The organism is Neomoorella stamsii (assembly GCF_002995805.1).
Taxonomy (GTDB): Bacteria; Bacillota; DSM-521; order Neomoorellales; family Neomoorellaceae; genus Neomoorella; species Neomoorella stamsii.
On sequence record NZ_PVXL01000044.1, the window covers coordinates 40301 to 60806 of the forward strand.

Genomic DNA, 20506 nt, shown 5'->3' on the forward strand with positions numbered 1-20506 from the left:
CCCCGAAGGTGGTAGTAATGAATAGACTGCATTATTATTTTGCCAATTGCGGTTTCGCCGACCTCCTGCCCCTGGCTATGAGAGTTGCTGCGGAACTGGATAGCAATCCGGCAGAAATGATTGAAGCTATTTGTAAGGTGGCTGATAAAGCCAGGACCTACCCGCCGACCAGAAACCGCTCAGCATGGTTTGCTGCTGTGTTTAGAGAAAAGTTGCTGGAAGCGCGAGCCGAGGTCTTGACCCGGCGCAAAAATCTCTCGTATTCGCTGCCTGTACGGTTCAGAGACCTTTTAGAGATTAACGGATAGAGTTTCCTTTACACTCAGGCCAAATTACGCCAGAATACGGCCACAGGCGATGCTCTCTATGATGGGGTAGCCATATTTTTTTTGTCCTTGTTATCCAGGGGCGCCGGACAAAACAATAATTCACCTCCTGAAGGGCAAAGATTGACCCCCCGGACAACTGGAAAAGCTTAAGGCATTTAATAGGCTCACTGCCGGCTATTTCAATCTTAAGCGGCTTCCGGCAGGGTTAACTCTAATCGAGCCGGCTGGTTGCGGCGGTTTTTAAACTTTAAGACCAGGCGTTTTTCTTCCTGGCGAATATAAATTTTCTCTATGTAATCCGGCAGGGTAGGTGTTTTCTTTTCCAGTAAAAACAGCTGCCGGTGTAAGCCATCCCAGGCTTTCATGACAGCGCAGGTAGTTGTGTTCATATACCCAGGCTTCTACCTGGATGGCCAGCTGCTCCAGGGTAGCGGGCCAGGGCTGGAATTTTAGATAACGGCGTAAGTCTCTAAGGACCCTTTCCACCTTGCCGTTAAAGGGGGGCATAGTAGTAAGGTGAATTGAGATGGAAGATACCCAGGGCGTTAATGAGTTGGCGGAATTCTTGCCGGAATTCCGGCGCATTATCGGTCTTGACCAGGGTGGGGCGACAATATTGGTGGCTTACAGCTTTGATTAATTCTACCACCTGGGCAGCACTTTTGCTCAAGTCCAGGCTCCATCCCAGGATAAAGCGGCTGGTTTCATCTAACAGTAGGCAAAGCTGGGCTTTCCGTCCGCCGATGGCTATTTCTGCATGGTCGATGCAGGTGGCAAAATTGACCCGGCCAAAGGTATGCCTTTTCTGACGCCGTTCTTTATCCCAGGGAGCGCTGGGGTGTTCCTGTTTAAGGACCTTGTGGACGGTGGCCGGGCTCATTTTAAGACCCTGCTTCTGGCCCAGGTAATGGGCGATTTGTTTGGCTCCCCAGTGGGGGTACTGTTCATGGCAGGCAACAATGGCCTGGCGCGTTGCCGCCGGTAACCTGGGTTCAGCAAAGGCTTGGGTTTTATCCGTTAAAATGGCCAGGGCTGCGGCTTTAGTTTTACCTCGCACTAATTTGCGCCAGCGTAACAGGGTGGAGTAGGCTTTTGGGACTGCCTGGCTGAAACCCGTAATGGTGCCGCCTTGGGCGCGCAAGCTTTCCAGGTGCTGGAGGATGGTCCATTTCTCTTCGGCGCTGAACCGCCGGTAGGCGGTGTTTAAAGCGCCGAGGAGAGGCTTTAGGATTACACTTAAGAAGCTTATCACCGCCTGGGCCTGGACGTTCTGCCGTTTAAGTCGTTTTACCTCTTGTTTTAGCGCTTTGTTCTCTACTTCCAGTTCCCGGCAACGGGCCTGCCAGTCCACTTTAGGGCCGGGTTTTTGCCCTGTGAGGCCGGCCAGAGCACCCATGACAAAGTGGGAAAGCCATTGGTAGATGGTGACCCGGGAAACCCCGGCTTTTTGGGCTGCGGCGGTAACGGCTATTTGCCCCGTTAAAAGTTGGATAAGGAGTTGCCACCTCGCATCCAGCCCCCGGCTGATAATCTCCTGGTCCAATTGGCTATTGCCGGTTAACCTTGTTGATGTTATACTGGCCATAGGGGGAAGACCTCCTTTTTGGCTGGTTTTGCTTGTGCTAACAAAACATTTCGCCAAATAAAGGGGTCTTCCTCCCTGTTTTTTGTTCAGACGACTTTTTTAGGGATGAGATCCATAGCCTTTAAGAGTTTGCCGTCAACATGCAGCTCCAGGCGGCCGCCGCTGTCCTCTAACCTTACCTGGTGGTCAAAGACCTTGCCGACTACAAAGACGGCCGGCGGGCCGGTAGCCACTACTTCTTCGTTACCCAGGGCCTTTTTCTCTTTCTGCCAGCGCTCCACCTCACTCGCGATGCCGTAGTACCTGTCGGCCGGGGTAAAGCCACCAATACCCTCATGGGGCCGGCTGTAGTCGGCTTAAAGCCAAAGCGGCGCAGGATCCTGTTGACCGTCACCTGGCTTAAGTGAATGCCCTCAAACCGGGCTAAAAAAGTCTCTTAGCTTCCTTGACCCCAGAAACGGATGGGCTTTTTTAAGCTCTACCACTTTAGCCTGGACTTCCGGTGGGGTTTCCTGGGGGCACTTTTTCGGCACCGGGGCAGCGTCCCGCAACCCTTCTTCGCCTTTCTGCCGGTAGCGGTTCAGCCAGCGGTAATAGACGGACTTGTGGATGCCGTACTGCCGGCAGATTTCTTCGACAGGGAGCCGCCTTTCCCGGGCTGCCTCCAGGATCTTAGCTTGAATTCTTTACTGTAATGCTGCCTGGGTTTACTTCGGTTTTCTTTTTGAACTTGAGCTTCCATCAAGCATGCCCCCCTTTTTGGGTGGCCCATCAGGAGGAACTGCACAGTGTAAACCGAATTCCGGCTGGCCCCCTCCTACCACCAAGGGGGCCAGTAACCCTTCCTGCCTTAAGTGTAAAGGGATCTTGGTTAAGTGGCAAATATCATTTGTTGCTGTATAGGACAGGTATACTTTGTCGATTAAACTGTAGTACTTCATCTTGACTGCCTCATCTCGCTGTACTCCCTACGTCTCTTCCTCACATGGCTGCAGTTTCTTCTCGAAGTTGGCACGGCGTCTCTAGCTCTTTGGCAATCTACCACGCTCATCTCCAATAATCTGCTGAGCGGACGTAGGCCCCAGTTGGCTCGTCACCCCCGGCTGCCCCGTTCCCCTTGGCATTTTCAGCCTCGGTTATCTTCTCCCATGTTCGTTTGGTTCGCGGTTGTACACTTTGGTTTACCTTCGTCCCTTCGCAACCATAGGAGCTTTTGACTCCTTTGGCCCAGCACCTCATGGATGCTGTCCCTTCAGTTTTCCCCTCCAGTCCGTTACCGGCTTTCATCGGCTGAAGGTTCCTCACTACTACGGATTCGTCTGCCACCCTGCACCACTTCTTCTCTCCCTTGCCTTTCGACTTGTTCGAGCTTTCCAGGTTTTCCTTGGATGGTACAGGGCTTCCCCAGTTAAGTCTGCCTGCCTGAACCTGAACCCGTCCGTCCTAACTCCCCAGGTTATCCAGCTTTTGGGCTTTCCCACTAACTGCAGGGTTACCCACCTGGAGAGCCAACCCCGGTTCGCTTGCGCTACGTTCCATGTTCTTCCTTCGGCTTCCTTCAGACCCCGCCGTTACCAGCGACGCCCTTGCCTACGGATTGTCTTCCTGCTGGTTAGGTGACAGGGTTTCTTTCAACCCATCGGCTCAGCAGACATGCTGGGCGAAAAATAAAGCACCCGGCAGGATTCCCTACCAGGTGCTTTGCTGCAATTCATTTACTTTCTACATCTGGATAGATCAACCAGGACTGCGGATCTCTTTAACCACAAGAGTTTCAATCTGATCGACAAGAGATTTTACTTCATGGAGCAACAATATTGGCTTCAAATTTAACCAGGTCGGCATAATCCGCTTTCTGGCGGGCATCGAACAGCCTGTTATATAATGTTCCGGCCGAAGGGTTAACCAAACCAGCTTTTACGATCTTCTGGTGGAAAAGCGAACGGATACCTGAATGTTTGGCTGACGAGTAACCCTTGGCAAGGAGAATGGCAGAAACAGCGTAGAAACAGGCATAATATAACCGGTTAACGGAAGTACGTATATGGCCTTCTGAAAAGAGCAATTCCGCCTCAGCTATAGCTTCTTTAGCGCGTCCCATCCTGTATAGGGTTAACTGCTTAACTTCTTCTTTCATAGAACTATCCCCTCACGTCTTACATTCTGGGTGAAAGGCATGGCCTGGTATAGAGGGGAATTCCACTCCTGTTCGCTAAAAACCGCTATAGATAATGCTGCTCCTGTCTCTAATTCCAGCGGATAAAGTTTCTCGCGTATCGCATCTTCCAGGTGCCAATTAGCAGGTCCTTTCGTAAGGATTAATACGTCATAGTCCGAATCGGGTTCAGCATCCCCACGAGCCCTGGAGCCATATAGTATTACTGTCGCACCGGGAACAACTTCGCGAATAAGATCACGGCAGCGTTCTAATAAGCGTTGTTCTACATCGCCTGGGTAGTGGTGAATAACTCGGTAACTTGTCGTGCTGCTCTTGTCCTCAACGGCCACGTTAGTAATCACCCCTGCCACTATTATACACTAAGTCTTTTCATTGAAGTATTCCTTTTAGCCGATGACAGGACTATAATTAAAAAAACTAAAAGAGCAAGGAGGGATTTTCGGGAAATGATAAAAGAAAATAAGCAAGTGTTCCTTGCAATAGTTATTTTGGTTTTTGGTCTAGTAAACATGGCCGGATGTTCGCAAAAGCCAATAGTTGAGAATGCCCATCCTGCTACGGGAGTGGAGGAAACGCAGCCATCTCCGGCATCACAATCTGCCAGCGATACGACTCCGGCGGCAGAAGCGTTGACTCAGCAAGAAGCAGCCGAACTATTTGTGCATAACCTGGGTTATAAGATCGTGACCAATAGCGGGGCAAATTATGACCTGCAATTGCCCGATACTTTTAAGGAAGAAAAGAATGGTGTTCAGATTGGTGAACTGCTAAAAAAGAGAAATGAACAATCAAAGCAGTATGGCATGGACTTTTCCGGTTATTTAGGCAAACAAGTTACGCTTTATACCTATAGTGTTGAAAATAAAAATAAGGTGGTAGAAAATATAGTTCTTGTAATGGATGGTAACGAGGTAGTGGGCTTCTGGATCGACAACAACATGGAACGACCAGCTTTCAATGTGATAGTGGGTGCGTATGAAGCTAATGTTTCAAGATAACCGAGAAGATAAAAACTGTAGTAGCTTATTCAAACTTAACCTCCGTCAGCACCAGGCGGCCGTAACCGTCCTCATAGTAGGTCAACTCCATCTCTGCGCCAGGCTCCGGAGCCTTCTCCTCTACCTCCGGCTTGATTTCTTCGGCTACCCAGAATGGAGTAGGTTGGCCCCCTACTATTGCCTCGAACATATTATTATCGATCCAACCGCCGAAAACAGCGCTGACAGTCTGACGAGCCGCTTCCAGCTTTGCTATCCTTTTAATTTCCCACATCCCGCTGGCAAAGGAGCAGTCAAAGCTAACCCTGTCACCGGTGACCAGTGCGGGTATGATACCGCACTCTTTTATTTCCCTGGATAATTCAAAAGTAACAGGGTTAATGTTGCTGGGGAACGATATGCCCTCATCAATAATAATTACAACTGCGTTCTCATCTGTTTGCCCGCCATATACGCCGGTAATGTTTTTATGCAAAGTATCATCTTCATTATTATTTACCGGCGGAACTGCCTCCCCCTCACTACAGGCAACCAGCAACAGGGGCAAAACAAACATCAGCAGCAATATTAATCCTTTCCTCATTAAGATACCTCCATGCAAATCCTGGCTTCCCTATGATGATAGACGCTGGTGCAGCCGTTTTGTTCCCCCGGGGAGATTTATTTACTGCCAGCACCTGCACTTCCGCAACTTCACCAACTGCAACTATGTCAAGTGGGTGGCGGACATAGCTATCGCTAATTTGGAAAATATGCACCAGCCCGTCTGTCTTGACGCCAATATCCACAAAAGCCCCGAAATCCCGACCTCCAGCCGTGCCGCCAGGCTCTCTACGTCAACCTGTGCCAATTTACGGCGCAAAGGTTAACTGCCCAGTTCGCTAAGATCGGCACCAACTAAAGCCAGCAACCACTCGGTAAGCTGATAAGATTCGGGATGAATAGCTGTAGCATCCAGCGTGTTATATTGCTCTTGCAGTTGTATGTGCCTAGCACTTTTATATTAGGCGTTTATCGGGAAGTGCAGGTGGAAAAATTGAGCAAGGCCAGTTTCCTTTACGACGTCCTGGCCCGGCAAAAAACCGTGGAATACCGGCTTTAAACAAAAGCGGCAGGCGCGCTTTGGCGTTTCTGCTATCATCTTATTGGCCCTCTTTTTTGCAAAAATTTTTCTCCCCTTACCTTTTTTAGGGCAGGTCTTGGATAAAAAAATTTGAAGTCCGGCGGGCCGGACGGCGAGCTCGCTGCATCTTTACGTTAACTCACCCAGCGCTACACCATGCCCATCCCTCAAGCCAAAGGAGTACTAACGGACATCGGCACAGAAGAGCTGGCCCACATGGAGATCGTGGCTACTCTGGTCTATAACCTGATAAAAGACGCTCCCCTGGAAGAAATAAAAAGGGCCGGCCTGGACGGGTATTATGCCGACCACGACCGCGCCCTCTACTTCGTCAACGCCGAAGGGGCCCCCTGGACGGCCGCCTACATCCAGTCCAAGGGCGACCCGGTCACCGACCTCCATGAAAATATGGCCGCCGAGCAAAAGGCCCGTTCCACTTACGAATACCTGATCCAGCTCTCTGACGACCCCGATGTTAGCGACACTCTCAAGTTCTTGCGCGAAAGGGAAGTCGTCCATTTCCAACGCTTCGGTGAGACGTTAAACCTGGTACATGAATACCTGGAGCGTAAAAAGTACTATTAAAGCTAAAGCCCCGGTAAAGGGGCTTTTTTAAGTAAGTCACTTATCGGATTAGATTATAAAATGAGTTTAAAAAATTAGTGTTGGTCTTTCTTACAGAATATGGTATCATATGGGTGAGGTGTTGTGGGTGTCGCCAGAAGTCAAGGAATGGATGGAGCAAGCCGAATACGATTTTTCCACCGCTAAGGCTATGTTTCATGCTAGAAAATACCTTGTACATGATTTATATGTGCCAGTTAGCTCTAGAAAAAGTCCTGAAAGCTGTCGTTGCTCTGCGAACAGATAAAACCCCTCCTAAAACGCATAAGTTATTACTCCTTGTGAAGTTAGGGCAGGTTAATTTAGTAGAAGAACACCTTGAATTTTTAGGAACGTTGGATGCAATAGGTTCGGGGGCCCGTTACCCTAAAGACCTTGCTGCCGCACGAAAAAATTATTCCCGTAACGTTGCTCAAGATTATCTTGTTAAAACAAAGGAGATACTGGAATGGATAAAGAAAGACCAGATATTCAAGCAATTATAGAGCAGTTTGCTGATGCTCTAAAAAATCAAGGTATCCAGATCGACAAGATCATTCTGTTTGGCTCCCAGGCCAGAGGCGATGCTAGAGAAGATAGCGATATAGATTTACTGGTAGTATCATCCGATTTTGCTCAAATGCCCCTGTATCGCCGCTATGAAGTGCTGGGCAAAGCCCTGGCCAGGGTAATGCAGCCGATTGAACCACTGGCCTGCACTCCCGAAGAGGTGCAGGTGGAAAAATTGAGCAAGGCCAGCTTCCTTTACGACGTCCTTGGCCGGCAAAAAACCGTAGAATACCGGCTCTGACTAAACAAAAGCGGCAGGCCGCTTTAGCGTTCCTGCCGTGATCATATTGGCCCTCTTATGATGCGGCCAAGAGGAAGGCCGTCGGCTTCAAGGCGCGATAAATCTATCAGGGCGCTGGCACGGTCAATATCTATACCTACAAGGTTCCCTTCGGCGTCAAAGTCCAACACTACGCCGGGCGCTGCTTCTAACGAGTTGGCGCTTTCTTTTTCCGAAAGGTCTATATACAGGGTGTCAGTATCTGCGTAGTAATGGAATTTCATATTTTCACCCCTCTTTGGCGGTTGTAATTTTAAAATTGCGATCAGGAAAGGCATTGTGAACAGTTTGGCCATCTTCCAGGCTTACCACTCGCAAGTATTTCCCCAAGTCCGGGACATATATCCAGTTTACAAGCATTCCTATAATGAATTAAGGTAGGTATTTCAGCGTGCCGCCAGGTTTCCTGGACACTTTTGCCAGGAATAACATATTATATAATATGAACAGGAGGTGTTTTTAAGTATGGCCTTGCAGGAACGGCAGGTAGAAAACAACTGGTATTATGTTCCTGATCCTCCGGGGTTAGCTTCCTTACGCAGCCACGGCGGCCAGTTAAGATATATCCTACCTTTCTGGTTTGGCGTAACCGAGACAGGAAGCCTCGTGGATCAAGCCGATACCGAAGGCCTAGCGGCCATCCGGCAATATAATCTCCCTGTGCTGGCCATCGTCCACAATTATTCCAGTCCCCAGTACCGCCCCCTGATACACCGCTTGCTGACTACGCCAAGCTTGCGCCAGACCTTGGTAAACAATATCTTAACCCTCATGTACCGCTGGGGTTTCGCCGGCGTAAATATCGATTTTGAATTTGTGCCTCCGGAGGATCGTCCCTTCTTGACCGGCTTTATGCGTCAACTCTCCCAAGCCCTCCGCGCGGCAAGTTATTTAACCACCATTTCCGTACCGGCAGAACTGGAGGATAACCCCCGCCACCCCTTCTCGGGCGCTTTTAGTTATCCGGAATTAGGAGCGCTTAGTGACCAGGTCTATATTCTAGCTTACGACGAACATTTCGCTACACCCGGCCCTATCGCTTCCATTGGTTTTGTCCGTCGGGTACTGGATTATGCTGTAAGCGTTATCCCCCGGGAAAAAATACGCCTCGGTATGGCTGTTTATGGTTACGACTGGGCTGAAGGAGCGCCTATTCCCGTAACTCTCTCCCACAGCCAAGCCGTAGAGCTTGCTCGCCGCGTGGGTGCCACTATCTATTATGACCAAGCGGCCCAGGAATCCACCTTTAGTTATGTAGAGGATAATATTCCCCATGTAGTATGGTTTGAAGATGTACGGAGCTTTAGCACAAAGCTAGGCCTGGTGCGGGAGTACAACCTCCCTGGCATCGGTGTCTGGCGCCTGGGCCTGGAAGACCCGCGCATCTGGGAACTGCGAGCCGGGGGATAGAGGCTAGTAACTATCTCATTCCGTCTCTAGTTTTTTCTATTTTAGCTTTTTCGCGCCTAAGTCCAAAGAATAAATAAATACCAGAATCTCAGCCACCATCTGGTACAGTTCGACCGGAATCTCAGACCCGATATCTAACCCAGCTAACATCTCCGCCAGATGGGTGTCCCGGTGGACGGGGACGCCAGCTTCCCTGGCAGTGGCTATGATTTTATCGGCTATAGCCCCCCTACCGGAAGCTACTACCCGGGGGGCTTTATCTTGCTCGCTGTTATATCGTCAGGCAAGAATTTCCCTGGGGATGTCATTTGTCGTTAACTCGTCCCGGAAAAGGAGATTGACCATGTAGAGGCTTCCCTGGCGCTCCTGGACCTGTAGGCTGACCAAATCACCTGGGGATAAGAAAAAGGGAGTACGAGCCAGGATCTCCCGACCTTCGAGCTCCAGGATAAAATAGCCCGTTCCCCGCTAGCCGATCACTCTGCCCTGGAGTACCTGCCCCACCTCCCAGGCCAGCTCCCGGCTGGCGTACAAGACGCTCAAACCCGGGCTAAATTACAGCGCCTACTGCAGGCAATCAATCCTCTTGCACTTCACCACCAACTGGATGAATTACTGGCTAACATCTCAAGAAAATCAAGAAAATAGAGGGGACTAACGTTCAAATGGGCTTTTTCGTACCACAGACCGGACACCCCTGTAAACCAAGGGGTAACTCCAGCCCACATTCTTCCATCAGTTCTGCATCACAAAGAATTTTTTCTGTAGGACCGTCAGTTATTACCCTGCCGTCCTTCAAAACAATTGTTCTCTCGCAAAGCTCAAATACCATGTCCAAATCATGGGTCGCAATTATCTTCGTATGGGTAAAGCTTTGAAGAAGTCTTATTAAACGGCGTCTTGATTTCGGATCAAGGGATGACGTTGGTTCATCCATAACAAGAATATCAGGATTCATGGCCAAAACCGTCGCAATAGCTGCTGCGCGCTTTTCACCACCTGAAAGCTTGTACGGCGGTCTATCCTTCAAATGTAGAATTCCAACAGTATCGAGTGAGCTAATTACCCTCTTTTCAACCTCTTCCTCAGGTAATTTATAGTTGCGCGGCCCAAAGGCTACATCATCATAAACGGTGGTCATAAATAACTGGTCATCCGGGTCTTGAAAAACCATCCCCACCCTTTGCCGGATCAACGGCAATGTTTTCTTGGTTACCGGCACATCACCTATCCTGATTTCTCCTTCATCTGGAAACAATACCCCGGCAAGGTGCATCAACAATGTCGACTTGCCTGCACCATTCGCGCCTACAATTCCAACGGATTCTCCGTGGGTAATCCTAAAAGCAACTCCGTTCAACGCCTGGCGTCCATCAGGGTACTTATACTTTAAATTATTTGCTTGTATAATATGATGGCTCATTTATCTCCTTACTCCCATCATTACCCAACCTATCATCTCCGGAATGTTGAAGTAGCGTATTATTACAAAAGATAAACTCCATCCGGCGAAGTACAGGATGTCGCCAATACCAATTCCTTTTTCTCTTCCGATATGATATTCTCCTGTAAAACCCCGGCAGCACATTGAACGGTAAACACGTTGGGCCCTTTCTATCGACCTGATAAGTAAGTGTCCCGTTAACGAACCCCAATCTCTAAATTTGATGCCTTTTTCACCCGCCGAGCGCAATGAATAGGCACGTACCACACGGCCAGCTTCCTCAACCAGCACCGCGATATACCTGTATGTTAGCAGAAGTTGGATAATAAATACCCCAGGTATCCTTATGGTTCTTAGCGCTGAGGCGATTCTCGTCATTCCAGTGGTGGCTATGAGAATGAGTGCTGCCAGTATTGTTAAAAAACCTTTAATTAAGATTGCAAAAAAAGAAACCCAGCCTCCCGAAATAGTAATCCATGGCAACACTAGCATCGGGCTTTTATCGTATAGGGGGTTAAATAATCCGATGCCGATTATCAAAGGTAAAGCCAAGAGTACCCTTTTGAAAACCGGGACCATGGGAATATCTGCTAGTGTCATGATAATAACAGGGTAAAATATAAGTGGCAACATACCACTTAACTCGTAATTACTAAAGGATACAGTTACTAGCAAATATGCGCCCGTTGTTAACACTTTCATAAGCGGGTGCACATCATGTATAATAGATTTCTTATCAGCAAATTCGTCAAGTATTCTTATATTATATAATGATTCCGCCGGATTGGACATCACCTATCATCCCATTATAATTATTATTATATAAGTTTTGGCGGGGTTAAAAGCCCCGCCTTGTTGCTTTTACTCTAAACTGCGCTTGCTTTTTCCCTCTTTTTAATTGATCTTATAATAAGACCTGTTATTACAGCTAAAAGCAAAGTCATTGCGCCGCCAATCAGTCCCGATACACTAGTCCCGGCATTAACCGCCGGCCATGCCTCTTCGGTCTCGGGAGCACCAGTATTTACTTCCTGTTCACTACTTTTAAAGCTATAGTCAGGCAAAAACGCGATTTTCTCCTGAATAGAAGCTAGCGTTTGATGAATACCGTCCGGAGCCTCGAGTTCCTCTTTACCTGAAGTGTTTAACATAGACCATTCCAATCCATCGGGATATGTAGATGCAAACCATGAGAAAACACCACCAGTTATAATTGCAACAATGGCAAGGCCGGCAAGGACCTTCTTGATGGGAAGACCGCCCAGCTTCTCACCCGATGCTGCCTTCTCAATTATTTCAGGGCGGGCTTTCCAAATGAAGGCGACAACAGCAGCAGTTACGAGGCCTTCTACCAATCCGATAGCAAGGTGAATGGGCTGCATCAACAAAACAAACGTGCTGAAGGGCAACTCTGTTATACCCGAAAACAGGGTTTCTAGAACTACACTGAACGCTCCTAGCTGCAAGCCTACTATTGCAGCCAGTAGTGACCCGGCAAATATGCGTCCAGTTGAGTACCCTTTGCGAATAATCAATTTATAAATCAGGGGATATGCAATAAAGCATGTATAAAAACCAAGATTAAAAATGTTGCATCCCAATGCTAGCAGGCCACCGTCAGCAAAAAAAAGTGCTTGGATAACTAAAACAGATGCCATGGTTAGAAAACCAGCATAAGGACCCAGCAATATAGCTAGTAGCATGCCTCCTCCTAAATGGCCGCTGGATCCGGTACCCGGAATTGTAAAGTTAATCATTTGGGCCGCAAATACAAATGCACCTACTACCCCCATTAAAGGTATTTTTTGCTCATCTAATTCATTTTGAACCTTTTTAATTGAATAAGCTGCGACTCCTGCCGTCACTGCCCACATGGTTCCACCTACAGCCGGTGAAAGCAGGGCATCTGCCATATGCATACGTTTCTCCTCCTTCAATTATTTAATTCTCCGGTTGCCCAAGCCTAGTCTATCTCCATGACCCCCCCTCCAAGGTCAACCAACTTGTGTTAAAAATAAAATAAACCATGGAAGATGTCCGGTTTATACCGTAACGACCTCCATGGTCGAGATTTAGCAACCTCCTTGGTTGCCTATCTCTTTAATAATTATATAACAAACCAAAATAAAATTCAAGATTTCGCCTGCTTTTTACAAGGGCACGACCACGGGGATGTCTGCCAGTCTTTCCACCGCTACCCGAACTCCGTAGACGCCGGCGATGTTTTCCGGAGTCATGATTTCCATCCCCCCGCAGGCAAAAACGGTCCTATTCTTCAGGAGCAGGAATTTATCTGCAAACCGCAAAGCAAGGTTAAGGTCGTGCATTACCACCACCACTGCAATGTTTCGCTCCCTGGCAGCTTTTTTGACTATTGTTAGCACCTCGAACTGATTCTTCAGATCCAGGTTGCTGGTGGGCTCGTCCAGCAAAAGCACCCGGGGTTCCTGGGCCAGAGCCCTGGCGATGACCACCTTTTGCAGTTCTCCCCCGCTCAATTCATCCAGGTAGCGCAGGGAAAACTCTTCCAAGCCGAGAATGCCCAACACATTCCGGACGATTTCCAGGTCTCTTGCGGTTGTACCCCACTTGATGTGGGGTTTTCTGCCCAAAAGCACGGCGTCGAAGACCGTAAACCGGGCGCTTTCGTATCTTTGCGCCACGTACCCAAGGCGGCGGGCAACTTCCCGGGGACTGAGCGCAAACAGGTCTTCTGTTTCAATGAGAATTGTCCCTGTTTGCGGCTTTAAAATCCTGATCAGGCACTTGAGCAGGGTGGACTTCCCGGCGCCGTTGTTGCCCAGGATAGCAAAAAATTCCCCCCTGTTGACTTCAAATTTGATATCCCTTAACACGGGCCGGCTGCTGTAACTGAATTCCACTCCGTCTACCGACAAGATCATCTTTTGCCATACCCCCTGGAGAGAAGGTAAAGGAACAGGGGGGCACCCATAAAGGAGGTAATCGCTCCCACCGGCAAAACAACCGGGGAAACAACGGTCCTGGCCAGGGTATCGGAAGCAAGCAGCAAAAGCCCTCCCATTACGCTGGAAGCTGGGATCAGGAAACGGTGATCGCCGCCCAGCACCCTTCTCATCATGTGCGGGCCGACCAGGCCGATAAAACCGATAATGCCCAGAAAGGAAACAGTTACCGCCGTGACCAGGGAGGCCACGAACATCCCGGTCAACCTGATTCTCTCCACATCAACACCCAGCCCTTTGGCCGTCTCCTCCCCGCCGTCCAGAGCGTTGTAGTTCCACCGGTTGGCTATAAAGTAGAGCAGCGCGGCAAAGGTTAGCGCGGCCATGATTTCCAGATCCCGCCAGGAAGCCCGGCCGATGTCGCCGAAGGTCCAAAAAACAATCGAAGCCACCTGCACGTCGCTGGCAAAAAACTGCAGGATAATGGTGGCGGCTGAAAAAAGGGAGCCCAGGGCCACCCCCGCCAGAACCATTGCTTCGGGAGTGACCCCCCTGACCTGGGCCAGGAAGAGAACCACCAGGGTCGTCGCCATCGCCCCTACAAAGGCGGAAATGGTGACCAGGTAGGGGTTGTTGATGATGACTGCATCGGCGCTGGTGCTGTGGGTGCTCCCCGCCCCCAGGGCAATGATGGCCACGGCGGCGCCAAAGGCCGCACCCTGCGAAATACCCAAGGTGAAGGGGGACGCCAGAGGGTTGCGCAAGAGGTTTTGCATCACGCAACCCGCCATGGAAAGGCCGACCCCGGCAGTGACCGCCGCCAGCACCCGGGGCAGCCGGATATTCCAGATAATGATATTTAAACGTCCCTCCGCTTTGCCCAGCAGCGTCAGCAGCACCTGGGCCGGCGAAAGCTCCGCCGACCCGGCGTTGATGGCGTAGACACCCAGCAGGACGGTCAAAAGGATGAGCAGGCAAATGATGAAAACTTTTCTTTGGGTATACTTAAGGTAACTTTCCGGGATGTTTTCCATTACTACCTGCCGCATATTTTTCTTTCTCCTCGAGTATTACGGATTAGCAAGATCAAGCTTCTTGAATCCACCGTAATCTTTCGCCATCTGTTCATATAAAGGTTTGCCCAAAAGGAACTGGTAAATCTCATCGGCCTTTTGGGCCGGGTCGATATCCTTAAATTGTTCGGGGTAAATCACTTTTCCGGCGTAGTAGGCGTCAGCAATGGCGGTTCCGATGTTTGTGGTGTAGTAATTATAAGGAATCTGGCCGTAAACCCGGCCTGTTTTGACCGCCTTCAAGGACAGGTAAAACTGCGGGTTTTTCTTGTAGTCTTCCCGCACCAGGGATAAGCCCCCTTCATCGATGAAAATGATATCGGGGTCCCAGCTCAGGAGCTTTTCCTTGTCAATCATGACACTCCCCGTTTTACCCGTTTCGTCAACCACATTCCGGGCATTGACAGCTACAAAGGGCGGATATTTGGCCTGGGTGCTTTCGATACCGTGTACTCCCTTCATGCCCAGAGCGCCTACATAAACTTTGGGTTTTTTGTCTTCAGGGATATCCTTCGTCCTATCATGCAAATCCTGCTGGCATTTTTGCAGGAAATCAACTAATTCCCGGGCCCTTTCTTCACTGCCGGTAATTTTCCCAATCAGCTCAAGGGACTTATAAACGTCCTCGTCAAAAGTGGCCAGCCTGCCGTAGCTCAGCACCACTACCGGAATGTTCGTTTTGGCCTGCAGTTCATCTGCCCGCGACCTGTCTACCAGGTAGGCAACAAAAATTACGTCCGGATTGACGTTGACCAGCTTTTCCGCGTCCGGGGTGGAATCGGGCCCTCCCTGGCCAATGGTTGGCAAATTTTTTAATTCTGGGTGGGCTAAAATATACGGCCGGCCAGTAGGCTGCTGCTTTTCCAGGTTCTCCACGCCCACCACCTTATCCGCGCCGTTCACATAACAAACCAGCCGCAGGGCACCTGGGCCGATGGCCACCACCTTCTTTACCGGTACGGGAACTTCCACCTGCCGGCCGGCCAGGTCGGTAACAACGGTTTTCTGCTGTGCCGCCGTATCCTGCCCGGGCGCTTTAGCGCCGCACCCACCCAGGATAATGATGGTAATCAGCAGGGCAATGAGCATAGCCACTGCCTTCAATGCCTTTGTCCGCATTTATTTCTCCTCCCTTTTTTGAATTACTGTATAAAAACTCGTTTTCCGTAACCTCTTCCGCTGCAAGGCATCCCCCCTTCGCCACACATCCCTACAATGCAACACATATCCCGGCAGGAATACAACTTCTACCTGTTCTCGTCAGTAAAAACAGGGACTTCGTCCTTTCTGAACCCCCTCAAATTTTTATTTTTTGAACCAACCAATACGCGCCCCTGAAATACTATCCACATCAGAAGAATAGGGTTTTATGTCCAAAAGGGGGCTTTCATCCACAGCGTCGAGTCCGCTCACCAGCAGGCGGTTTCCTTTCACTTCCAGCAACTCAACCACACAAAAGGCGATGGGGTTGGGGCGGGAAGGTGAGCGGCAGGCAAAAACGCCGCGAATCTCCGGGCCAAATGGCGTTTTGGTCTGCAGCGTGTTCCGGGTTGCAAGATGGCACCAGTAAAGAACAATCAGGTGGGTTGCCTGGTCCACATCCTTTAATCCTTCCGCAAACTGGGGGTAAATCTCCAGCTCTGCCAGCTGGTCAGAAAAACGCCCCTGGAATGGTGCCTCTTGAAGTGTGCGGTAAGGGCTACTTATTTTCCCGATAGGTACCAGCTCCAAAGAACCACCTCCTCGCCTTCTATGCTCTGCCCGCCAATAACTCCTCAACTAAAATGGCACCTCACCAAATGCCCCTCCCCCACCTCCTTCAAAACGGGCTCATCTTGCCGGCAAACGTCGCGGGCATCGGGGCAGCGGGGGTGAAAGCGGCAGCCCGCGGGGGGCTTTGCCGGGTCAGGCGGCTCGCCCCGCACCACCGGTTTTTGCCCGGTTCTTTGCCGCGGGTCGGGCTCCGGCACCGCGCGCAAAAGCGCCCGGCTGTAGGGGTGGCGGGCCTGTGATACGAGGCCTTCTGCCGGTAGCAACTCCACGATTTTGCCCAGGTACATTACCGCCACCCGGTCGGCTAGGTAGTTCACTGCCGCCAGGTCGTGGGAGATGAAGAGGTAGGATATGCCCAGCTGCTTTTTTAGCTCCCACAAAAGGTTTAAGATCTGCGCCCGGATAGAGACGTCCAAACTGGCAACGGGCTCGTCACAAATCACCAGTTCCGGTTGTAAGGCCAGGGCCCGGGCGATGTTGATGCGCTGGCGCTGGCCCCCGCTGAATTCGTGCGGGTATTTCCACGCATCCCCAGGTCCCAGGCCGACAAGGGTTAATAGTTCGGCCACCCGCTCCTGGCGCTCCCTTTTAGCCACGCCGAAATTGGCCAGTGGTTCCTCAATGATTGCCCCCACCGTCCGGCGCGGGTTGAGGGAGGAAGAAGAGTCCTGGAAGATGATCTGGAAGCGGCGGCGCAGCTCCCGCAGCTTTCTCCCCGTCCAGCCGGTGATCTCCTCGCCGGCCAAAAGGATTTTTCCGGCCGTGGGTTCTTCCAGCCGCACCACCAGCCGCCCCAGGGTGCTCTTGCCGCAGCCGCTTTCCCCCACCAGGCCCAGGGTTTCTCCCCGCGCCAAGGCGAATGTGACGCCGTCCACCGCCCGCACCTTTTCCCGGTGACCCGCAAATATCCCCCTTTTCCCGGCGTAGTGCTTCACCAGTTCCCTTACCTCTAAGAGGTTCACCTGCGCCCAGCCTCCCCTGGGCAACTCCGGGAAATGCGGTGGCAGGCTGCCGCGTGGTCCGGCCCGATCTCCCGCAATTCCGGCTTCTTTCCCCGGCACTCCGTGTGCGCCTCGGGGCAGCGGGGGAGGAAGGCGCAATGGGCCGGGAGATTTAGAAGCGTCGGCGGCTGTCCCCCAATGGGCACCAGTTCTTCCTTGCCCAGGCGCGGCACGGAACGGAGCAAAGCCCGGGTGTAGGGATGGGCGGGACGGTCAAATATTTGTGCCACCGGACCGCGCTCCACAATCGATCCGGCGTACATTACCGCAACTTCGTCTGCCATGGCTGCGACCACCCCCAGGTCGTGGGTGATGAGGATGATCGCCATCCCCATCTCTTCCTGCAGCCGCTTTAGTTCCGCCAGGATCTGGGCCTGGACGGTAACGTCCAGGGCAGTGGTGGGCTCATCGGCAATCAAAACTTTCGGGCGCATCGAGATCGCCATAGCCATCATCACCCGCTGGCGCATGCCCCCGGAAAGCTGAAAAGGGTATAAGCGCATGAGCCTTTCCGGGTCGGGTAGGCCCATGCGAAAAAGAAGCTCCACCGCGCGACGCCGCGCTTCAGCCCGGGATACCTCTTCATGAGAGACAATGGTTTCCGCAAGCTGCGTACCGATGGTTAAAACCGGGTTCAGGGAGGTCAGCGGGTCCTGAAAAACAAGCGCTATTTCCCTGCCTCGTACCTGCCGCAACTGCCCTGGGGGGATTTTAAGCAGGTCGTAGCCGTTTAACCAGACTTCCCCGGAGAGAATTCTTCCCGGCGGCTCAATCAGCCGCAGGATGGACAGGGCCGTAACACTCTTGCCGCAACCGCTCTCCCCTACCAGCCCCAAGAGCTTCCCAGGCTCCACCTCAAAACTAACCCTATCCACAGCCTTGATGACGCCACGCCGAGTGTAAAAATAGGTAGAGAGATTTTTTATCTTTAAAACAGGATCTGAAGACACCCCGCCAAGCCCCTTTCTGCCCTCTTTAAAAACAACATTCCATTGAAAACGTGCTCCTGCCATTTTCATTCACAAGAGCAAAAAGTTACTTTCAAGAAAGGGTCCGTGAACCATTTAATCCTAGTATCTTTACTATGCTCAGTTCGGTAGCCTGCAAGAACTTCTGTCGTCGACCAAACTAAATCCTGGTATTCCCCGTCGGATCTAGAGCGTCCCTGAGCCCATCACCTAAGAGATTAAAGGCCAGGGCCACCGTCATGATGGCAAGTCCGGGGTAAATCATCAGCTGGGGCGCCACCTGCATGTAAGGCCGACCGTCGCTTAGCATGGCCCCCCACTCCGGCGCAGGCGGCTGAGCACCGAGGCCCAGGAAGGAAAGCCCGGATATGGCCAGGATGAGCTTACCCATGTCTAACGTAGCCAGAACGATCATCGGGGAGAGTACATTGGGCAGGATATGCCTGGCAATAATACCTAATTCCGATGTCCCGCAGGCCCGGGCCGCCAGTATAAACTCCTTCTCTTTCACCGAAAGGACCATCCCCCGTACGACCCGGGCATATCCCACCCACCAGACGGCAGAAAGCGCTAGCATCACGTTTAAAAGGCCCGGTCCCAGTGTTCCGGCGATAACCAGCGCCAGGATAAGGCCCGGAAAAGCCAGCAGTATATCAACAAATCGCATAATAAGGTTGTCCACCCACCCCCCACAGTAGCCCGCCAAGGTACCCAGGGGGATACCAATAAGCATAATAGCCCACAAAGCTAAAGCTGCCGTGCTAAGTGAAGCTCTCGCTCCATAGATTAACCGCGATAAAAGGCACCGCCCCAGGTGGTCGGTGCCCAGGGGGTATTGTGCACCCGGTGGTGCCAGGCGATGTTGGAGATCCACCTTGGTGGGGTCATTGGGAGCAATATAAGGCGCAAAGACTGCCACGGCCATCACGGCCAGGATGATAACAAGGCCTAAAAGAGCCAACCTGTCCTGCAGGAGTCTTTCCAGCGCGGCGGCCGAGCCACCACGCGAGACCTTTTCCGCCTGGCCCGCTGACTCCACAGTAGAGGGATAACCGGCAACCCCAGCACCGAAATTTCTCGACAGGCCCACCAGCTACTTCCCCCTTTCCAGGCGGATGCGCGGGTCGAGGAAAACGTAGGATACATCCACCAGAAGGTTCACCAGGACAAAAACGACAGCCATGAAAAGAACATATCCCTGGATCACCGGGTAATCTCGGTTGAAAATAGCATCCACGGCGAACTTCCCCACACCCGGCCAGGCAAAGATGGTTTCCACAATTACCGCTCCCCCCAAAAGATGTCCGAAGCTCATGCCCAAAAGCGTCACCGTAGGCAAAAGGGCGTTCTTCAAGGCATGGCGCCCGATCACCCACTTTTCTTTCAAACCCTTAGCCCGGGCCACCTTGATGTAGTCCTGTCCCAACACGTCCAGCATGCTGGCACGTAAGATCCGGGCGTAGACGGCAGCCATGCCAAACCCTAAGGTTACCGCTGGCAACACGAGATGCTGTGGCCCGCCCCGGCCCATTACCGGAAGCACCCCTAGTTTCACCGCGAAAAAGTAGATGAGCACAAGCCCCAGCCAGAAGCCAGGAAGCGAAGCACCCAGAAGAGCACTTAGGCGGCTTAAGTGGTCAAGGAAAGCGTGTCGGTAAAGGGCAGAGAGGATCCCCGCCGGCAGGGCAAGACATACCATGAAGATCATGGCCGCGCAGGTGAGTTCCAGGGTGGCCGGAAAGCGGGACAGAATTTCTTCCGCCACGGGCCGCCCGGTGCGAAAAGACTTACCCAGGTCCCCGTGCAACACCCGCCACAGCCAGCGCCCGTACTGTAAGTAAAGGGGGTCGTTCAAGCCTAGCTCTTTCCGTAAGGCCTCCAGAGCCTCCCTGGTGGGCTCCACCCCGCCGGAGCGTAAGATAAGCTCCGCCGGGTCGCCGGGTGCCAGGTTGATCAGTCCGAAGGCGATGATGGAAACCCCTAGCATTACAACACCAAGAAATACCAAGCGCTTTAGAAAATAACCCCACACTGCTGCTCGCCAACTCCCGGAAAAAAATAAGAGCCACGGAACCTCTCCTCCTCCCTTTTTAAGGGGATTAGGCCTCCGTGGCCCATATACAGAAAAAAGCACCACTTGGATGCTGCCTTCGGGCAGGCTTAACACCTTCGTGGTGCTTATCATTCTTCCTTGCTTCCTTAATTTTGCTGCCCGGCGGCTCCGGCCGCTTTTCTACTGCGCTACT

The 20506-nt window shown here is 51.5% G+C and carries 25 protein-coding genes and 4 pseudogenes; 6 read left to right on the top strand and 23 right to left on the bottom strand.

From position 1 onward, the window contains the following. Window positions 1-17 precede the first annotated feature (17 nt). A complete protein-coding gene (locus MOST_RS08255) occupies window positions 18-308 on the top strand; it encodes a hypothetical protein (protein ID WP_054937208.1) in 291 nt (96 codons plus the stop codon). A 206-nt stretch (window positions 309-514) separates the two neighbouring features. Here MOST_RS08255 and MOST_RS17945 read toward each other — a convergent pair whose 3' ends face one another. The 7 genes and pseudogenes from MOST_RS17945 to MOST_RS08295 all read right to left on the bottom strand — a co-directional run bounded on the left by MOST_RS17945 (window position 515) and on the right by MOST_RS08295 (window position 4422). Beyond that, window positions 515-718, bottom strand: coding sequence for a hypothetical protein (locus MOST_RS17945; RefSeq protein ID WP_054937209.1), 204 nt, complete (start codon window positions 716-718; stop codon window positions 515-517). 10 nt (window positions 719-728) lie between these two features. Next, a pseudogene (locus MOST_RS18510) lies at window positions 729-914 on the bottom strand (hypothetical protein); the annotation flags it as partial. Then, complete coding sequence (locus MOST_RS08265; protein ID WP_054937210.1) at window positions 823-1914, bottom strand: helix-turn-helix domain-containing protein; 1092 nt, start codon at window positions 1912-1914, stop codon at window positions 823-825. The gene MOST_RS08265 and the pseudogene MOST_RS18510, both read right to left, overlap by 92 nt. Before the next feature lie 86 nt (window positions 1915-2000). Further along, window positions 2001-2195, bottom strand: coding sequence for a hypothetical protein (locus MOST_RS08270; protein ID WP_054937211.1), 195 nt, complete (start codon window positions 2193-2195; stop codon window positions 2001-2003). A 132-nt stretch (window positions 2196-2327) separates the two neighbouring features. After that, window positions 2328-2597, bottom strand: a complete 270-nt coding sequence (locus MOST_RS18515) for a helix-turn-helix domain-containing protein (protein ID WP_083476688.1) — start codon at window positions 2595-2597, stop codon at window positions 2328-2330. A 1118-nt stretch (window positions 2598-3715) separates the two neighbouring features. Next, window positions 3716-4051: a HEPN domain-containing protein gene (locus tag MOST_RS08290; RefSeq protein WP_208974850.1), complete on the bottom strand. Its 336-nt coding sequence runs from the start codon at window positions 4049-4051 to the stop codon at window positions 3716-3718. Beyond that, window positions 4048-4422 (bottom strand): nucleotidyltransferase domain-containing protein, encoded by a 375-nt coding sequence (locus MOST_RS08295; protein WP_054937214.1) that lies wholly within the window; start codon window positions 4420-4422, stop codon window positions 4048-4050. The genes MOST_RS08290 and MOST_RS08295 overlap by 4 nt, the downstream gene beginning before the upstream one ends. Before the next feature lie 117 nt (window positions 4423-4539). Here MOST_RS08295 and MOST_RS08300 point away from each other — a divergent pair, with 117 nt between their 5' ends. Continuing rightward, on the top strand, window positions 4540-5091 hold the full coding sequence (locus MOST_RS08300) for a DUF4830 domain-containing protein (protein WP_054937215.1): 552 nt from the start codon (window positions 4540-4542) through the stop codon (window positions 5089-5091). 25 nt (window positions 5092-5116) lie between these two features. On the opposite strand, the gene MOST_RS08305 is transcribed toward MOST_RS08300, so the two are convergent. The 3 genes and pseudogenes from MOST_RS08305 to MOST_RS18520 form a co-directional block, all read right to left on the bottom strand. Beyond that, complete coding sequence (locus tag MOST_RS08305) at window positions 5117-5674, bottom strand: hypothetical protein (protein WP_054937216.1); 558 nt, start codon at window positions 5672-5674, stop codon at window positions 5117-5119. Next, window positions 5613-5894 (bottom strand): annotated as a pseudogene (locus MOST_RS18215) (S1 RNA-binding domain-containing protein); the annotation flags it as partial. The pseudogene MOST_RS18215 and the gene MOST_RS08305, both read right to left, overlap by 62 nt. Window positions 5895-5956: 62 nt before the next feature. Then, window positions 5957-6076: a hypothetical protein gene (locus MOST_RS18520; RefSeq protein WP_161952822.1), complete on the bottom strand. Its 120-nt coding sequence runs from the start codon at window positions 6074-6076 to the stop codon at window positions 5957-5959. A gap of 237 nt (window positions 6077-6313) precedes the next feature. Here MOST_RS18520 and MOST_RS08315 point away from each other — a divergent pair. The 3 genes and pseudogenes from MOST_RS08315 to MOST_RS08325 form a co-directional block, all read left to right on the top strand. Next, window positions 6314-6799: pseudogene (locus MOST_RS08315) on the top strand (manganese catalase family protein); the annotation flags it as partial. A 197-nt stretch (window positions 6800-6996) separates the two neighbouring features. Then, window positions 6997-7323: a HEPN domain-containing protein gene (locus MOST_RS08320; RefSeq protein WP_083476696.1), complete on the top strand. Its 327-nt coding sequence runs from the start codon at window positions 6997-6999 to the stop codon at window positions 7321-7323. Next, window positions 7287-7628 (top strand): nucleotidyltransferase domain-containing protein, encoded by a 342-nt coding sequence (locus tag MOST_RS08325; RefSeq protein WP_054937217.1) that lies wholly within the window; start codon window positions 7287-7289, stop codon window positions 7626-7628. Before MOST_RS08320 ends, MOST_RS08325 begins: the two co-directional genes overlap by 37 nt. 41 nt (window positions 7629-7669) lie before the next feature. Here MOST_RS08325 and MOST_RS08330 read toward each other — a convergent pair whose 3' ends face one another. Then, window positions 7670-7891: a DUF2283 domain-containing protein gene (locus tag MOST_RS08330; RefSeq protein ID WP_054937218.1), complete on the bottom strand. Its 222-nt coding sequence runs from the start codon at window positions 7889-7891 to the stop codon at window positions 7670-7672. A 241-nt stretch (window positions 7892-8132) separates the two neighbouring features. Here MOST_RS08330 and MOST_RS08335 point away from each other — a divergent pair, with 241 nt between their 5' ends. Next, window positions 8133-9077 carry a glycosyl hydrolase family 18 protein gene (locus MOST_RS08335; RefSeq protein ID WP_054937219.1) on the top strand — a complete coding sequence of 315 codons (945 nt, stop codon included), beginning with the start codon at window positions 8133-8135 and terminating at the stop codon, window positions 9075-9077. A 36-nt stretch (window positions 9078-9113) separates the two neighbouring features. Here MOST_RS08335 and MOST_RS17955 read toward each other — a convergent pair. The 12 genes and pseudogenes from MOST_RS17955 to nikB all read right to left on the bottom strand — a co-directional run. Then, window positions 9114-9344: pseudogene (locus tag MOST_RS17955) on the bottom strand (EscU/YscU/HrcU family type III secretion system export apparatus switch protein); the annotation flags it as partial. A 394-nt stretch (window positions 9345-9738) separates the two neighbouring features. Then, window positions 9739-10500, bottom strand: a complete 762-nt coding sequence (locus tag MOST_RS08345) for an energy-coupling factor ABC transporter ATP-binding protein (protein WP_054937220.1) — start codon at window positions 10498-10500, stop codon at window positions 9739-9741. After that, window positions 10501-11313, bottom strand: coding sequence for a cobalt ECF transporter T component CbiQ (gene cbiQ, locus MOST_RS08350; protein ID WP_054937221.1), 813 nt, complete (start codon window positions 11311-11313; stop codon window positions 10501-10503). Between the two features lie 74 nt (window positions 11314-11387). Further along, complete coding sequence (locus tag MOST_RS08355) at window positions 11388-12440, bottom strand: energy-coupling factor ABC transporter permease (protein WP_054937222.1); 1053 nt, start codon at window positions 12438-12440, stop codon at window positions 11388-11390. Window positions 12441-12671: 231 nt separating this feature from the next. Beyond that, the gene (locus MOST_RS08360; protein WP_054937223.1) at window positions 12672-13424 is read right to left on the bottom strand and encodes an ABC transporter ATP-binding protein; all 753 of its coding nucleotides are present in this window, start codon (window positions 13422-13424) and stop codon (window positions 12672-12674) included. After that, window positions 13421-14494 (bottom strand): FecCD family ABC transporter permease, encoded by a 1074-nt coding sequence (locus MOST_RS08365; RefSeq protein ID WP_054937224.1) that lies wholly within the window; start codon window positions 14492-14494, stop codon window positions 13421-13423. Before MOST_RS08365 ends, MOST_RS08360 begins: the two co-directional genes overlap by 4 nt. Before the next feature lie 21 nt (window positions 14495-14515). Continuing rightward, window positions 14516-15637, bottom strand: a complete 1122-nt coding sequence (locus MOST_RS08370) for an iron ABC transporter substrate-binding protein (protein ID WP_054937225.1) — start codon at window positions 15635-15637, stop codon at window positions 14516-14518. Window positions 15638-15823: 186 nt separating this feature from the next. Continuing rightward, window positions 15824-16249 carry a tRNA (N6-threonylcarbamoyladenosine(37)-N6)-methyltransferase TrmO gene (tsaA, locus tag MOST_RS08375; RefSeq protein WP_054937226.1) on the bottom strand — a complete coding sequence of 142 codons (426 nt, stop codon included), beginning with the start codon at window positions 16247-16249 and terminating at the stop codon, window positions 15824-15826. Between the two features lie 44 nt (window positions 16250-16293). After that, the gene (locus tag MOST_RS08380; protein ID WP_054937227.1) at window positions 16294-17253 is read right to left on the bottom strand and encodes an ABC transporter ATP-binding protein; all 960 of its coding nucleotides are present in this window, start codon (window positions 17251-17253) and stop codon (window positions 16294-16296) included. Then, window positions 17250-18242, bottom strand: coding sequence for an ABC transporter ATP-binding protein (locus MOST_RS08385; protein ID WP_054937228.1), 993 nt, complete (start codon window positions 18240-18242; stop codon window positions 17250-17252). The genes MOST_RS08380 and MOST_RS08385 overlap by 4 nt, the downstream gene beginning before the upstream one ends. Before the next feature lie 178 nt (window positions 18243-18420). Beyond that, the gene (nikC, locus tag MOST_RS08390) at window positions 18421-19350 is read right to left on the bottom strand and encodes a nickel ABC transporter permease subunit NikC (RefSeq protein ID WP_083476692.1); all 930 of its coding nucleotides are present in this window, start codon (window positions 19348-19350) and stop codon (window positions 18421-18423) included. 3 nt (window positions 19351-19353) lie between these two features. After that, window positions 19354-20292: a nickel ABC transporter permease gene (nikB, locus tag MOST_RS08395; RefSeq protein WP_170067055.1), complete on the bottom strand. Its 939-nt coding sequence runs from the start codon at window positions 20290-20292 to the stop codon at window positions 19354-19356. Window positions 20293-20506: the final 214 nt, after the last annotated feature.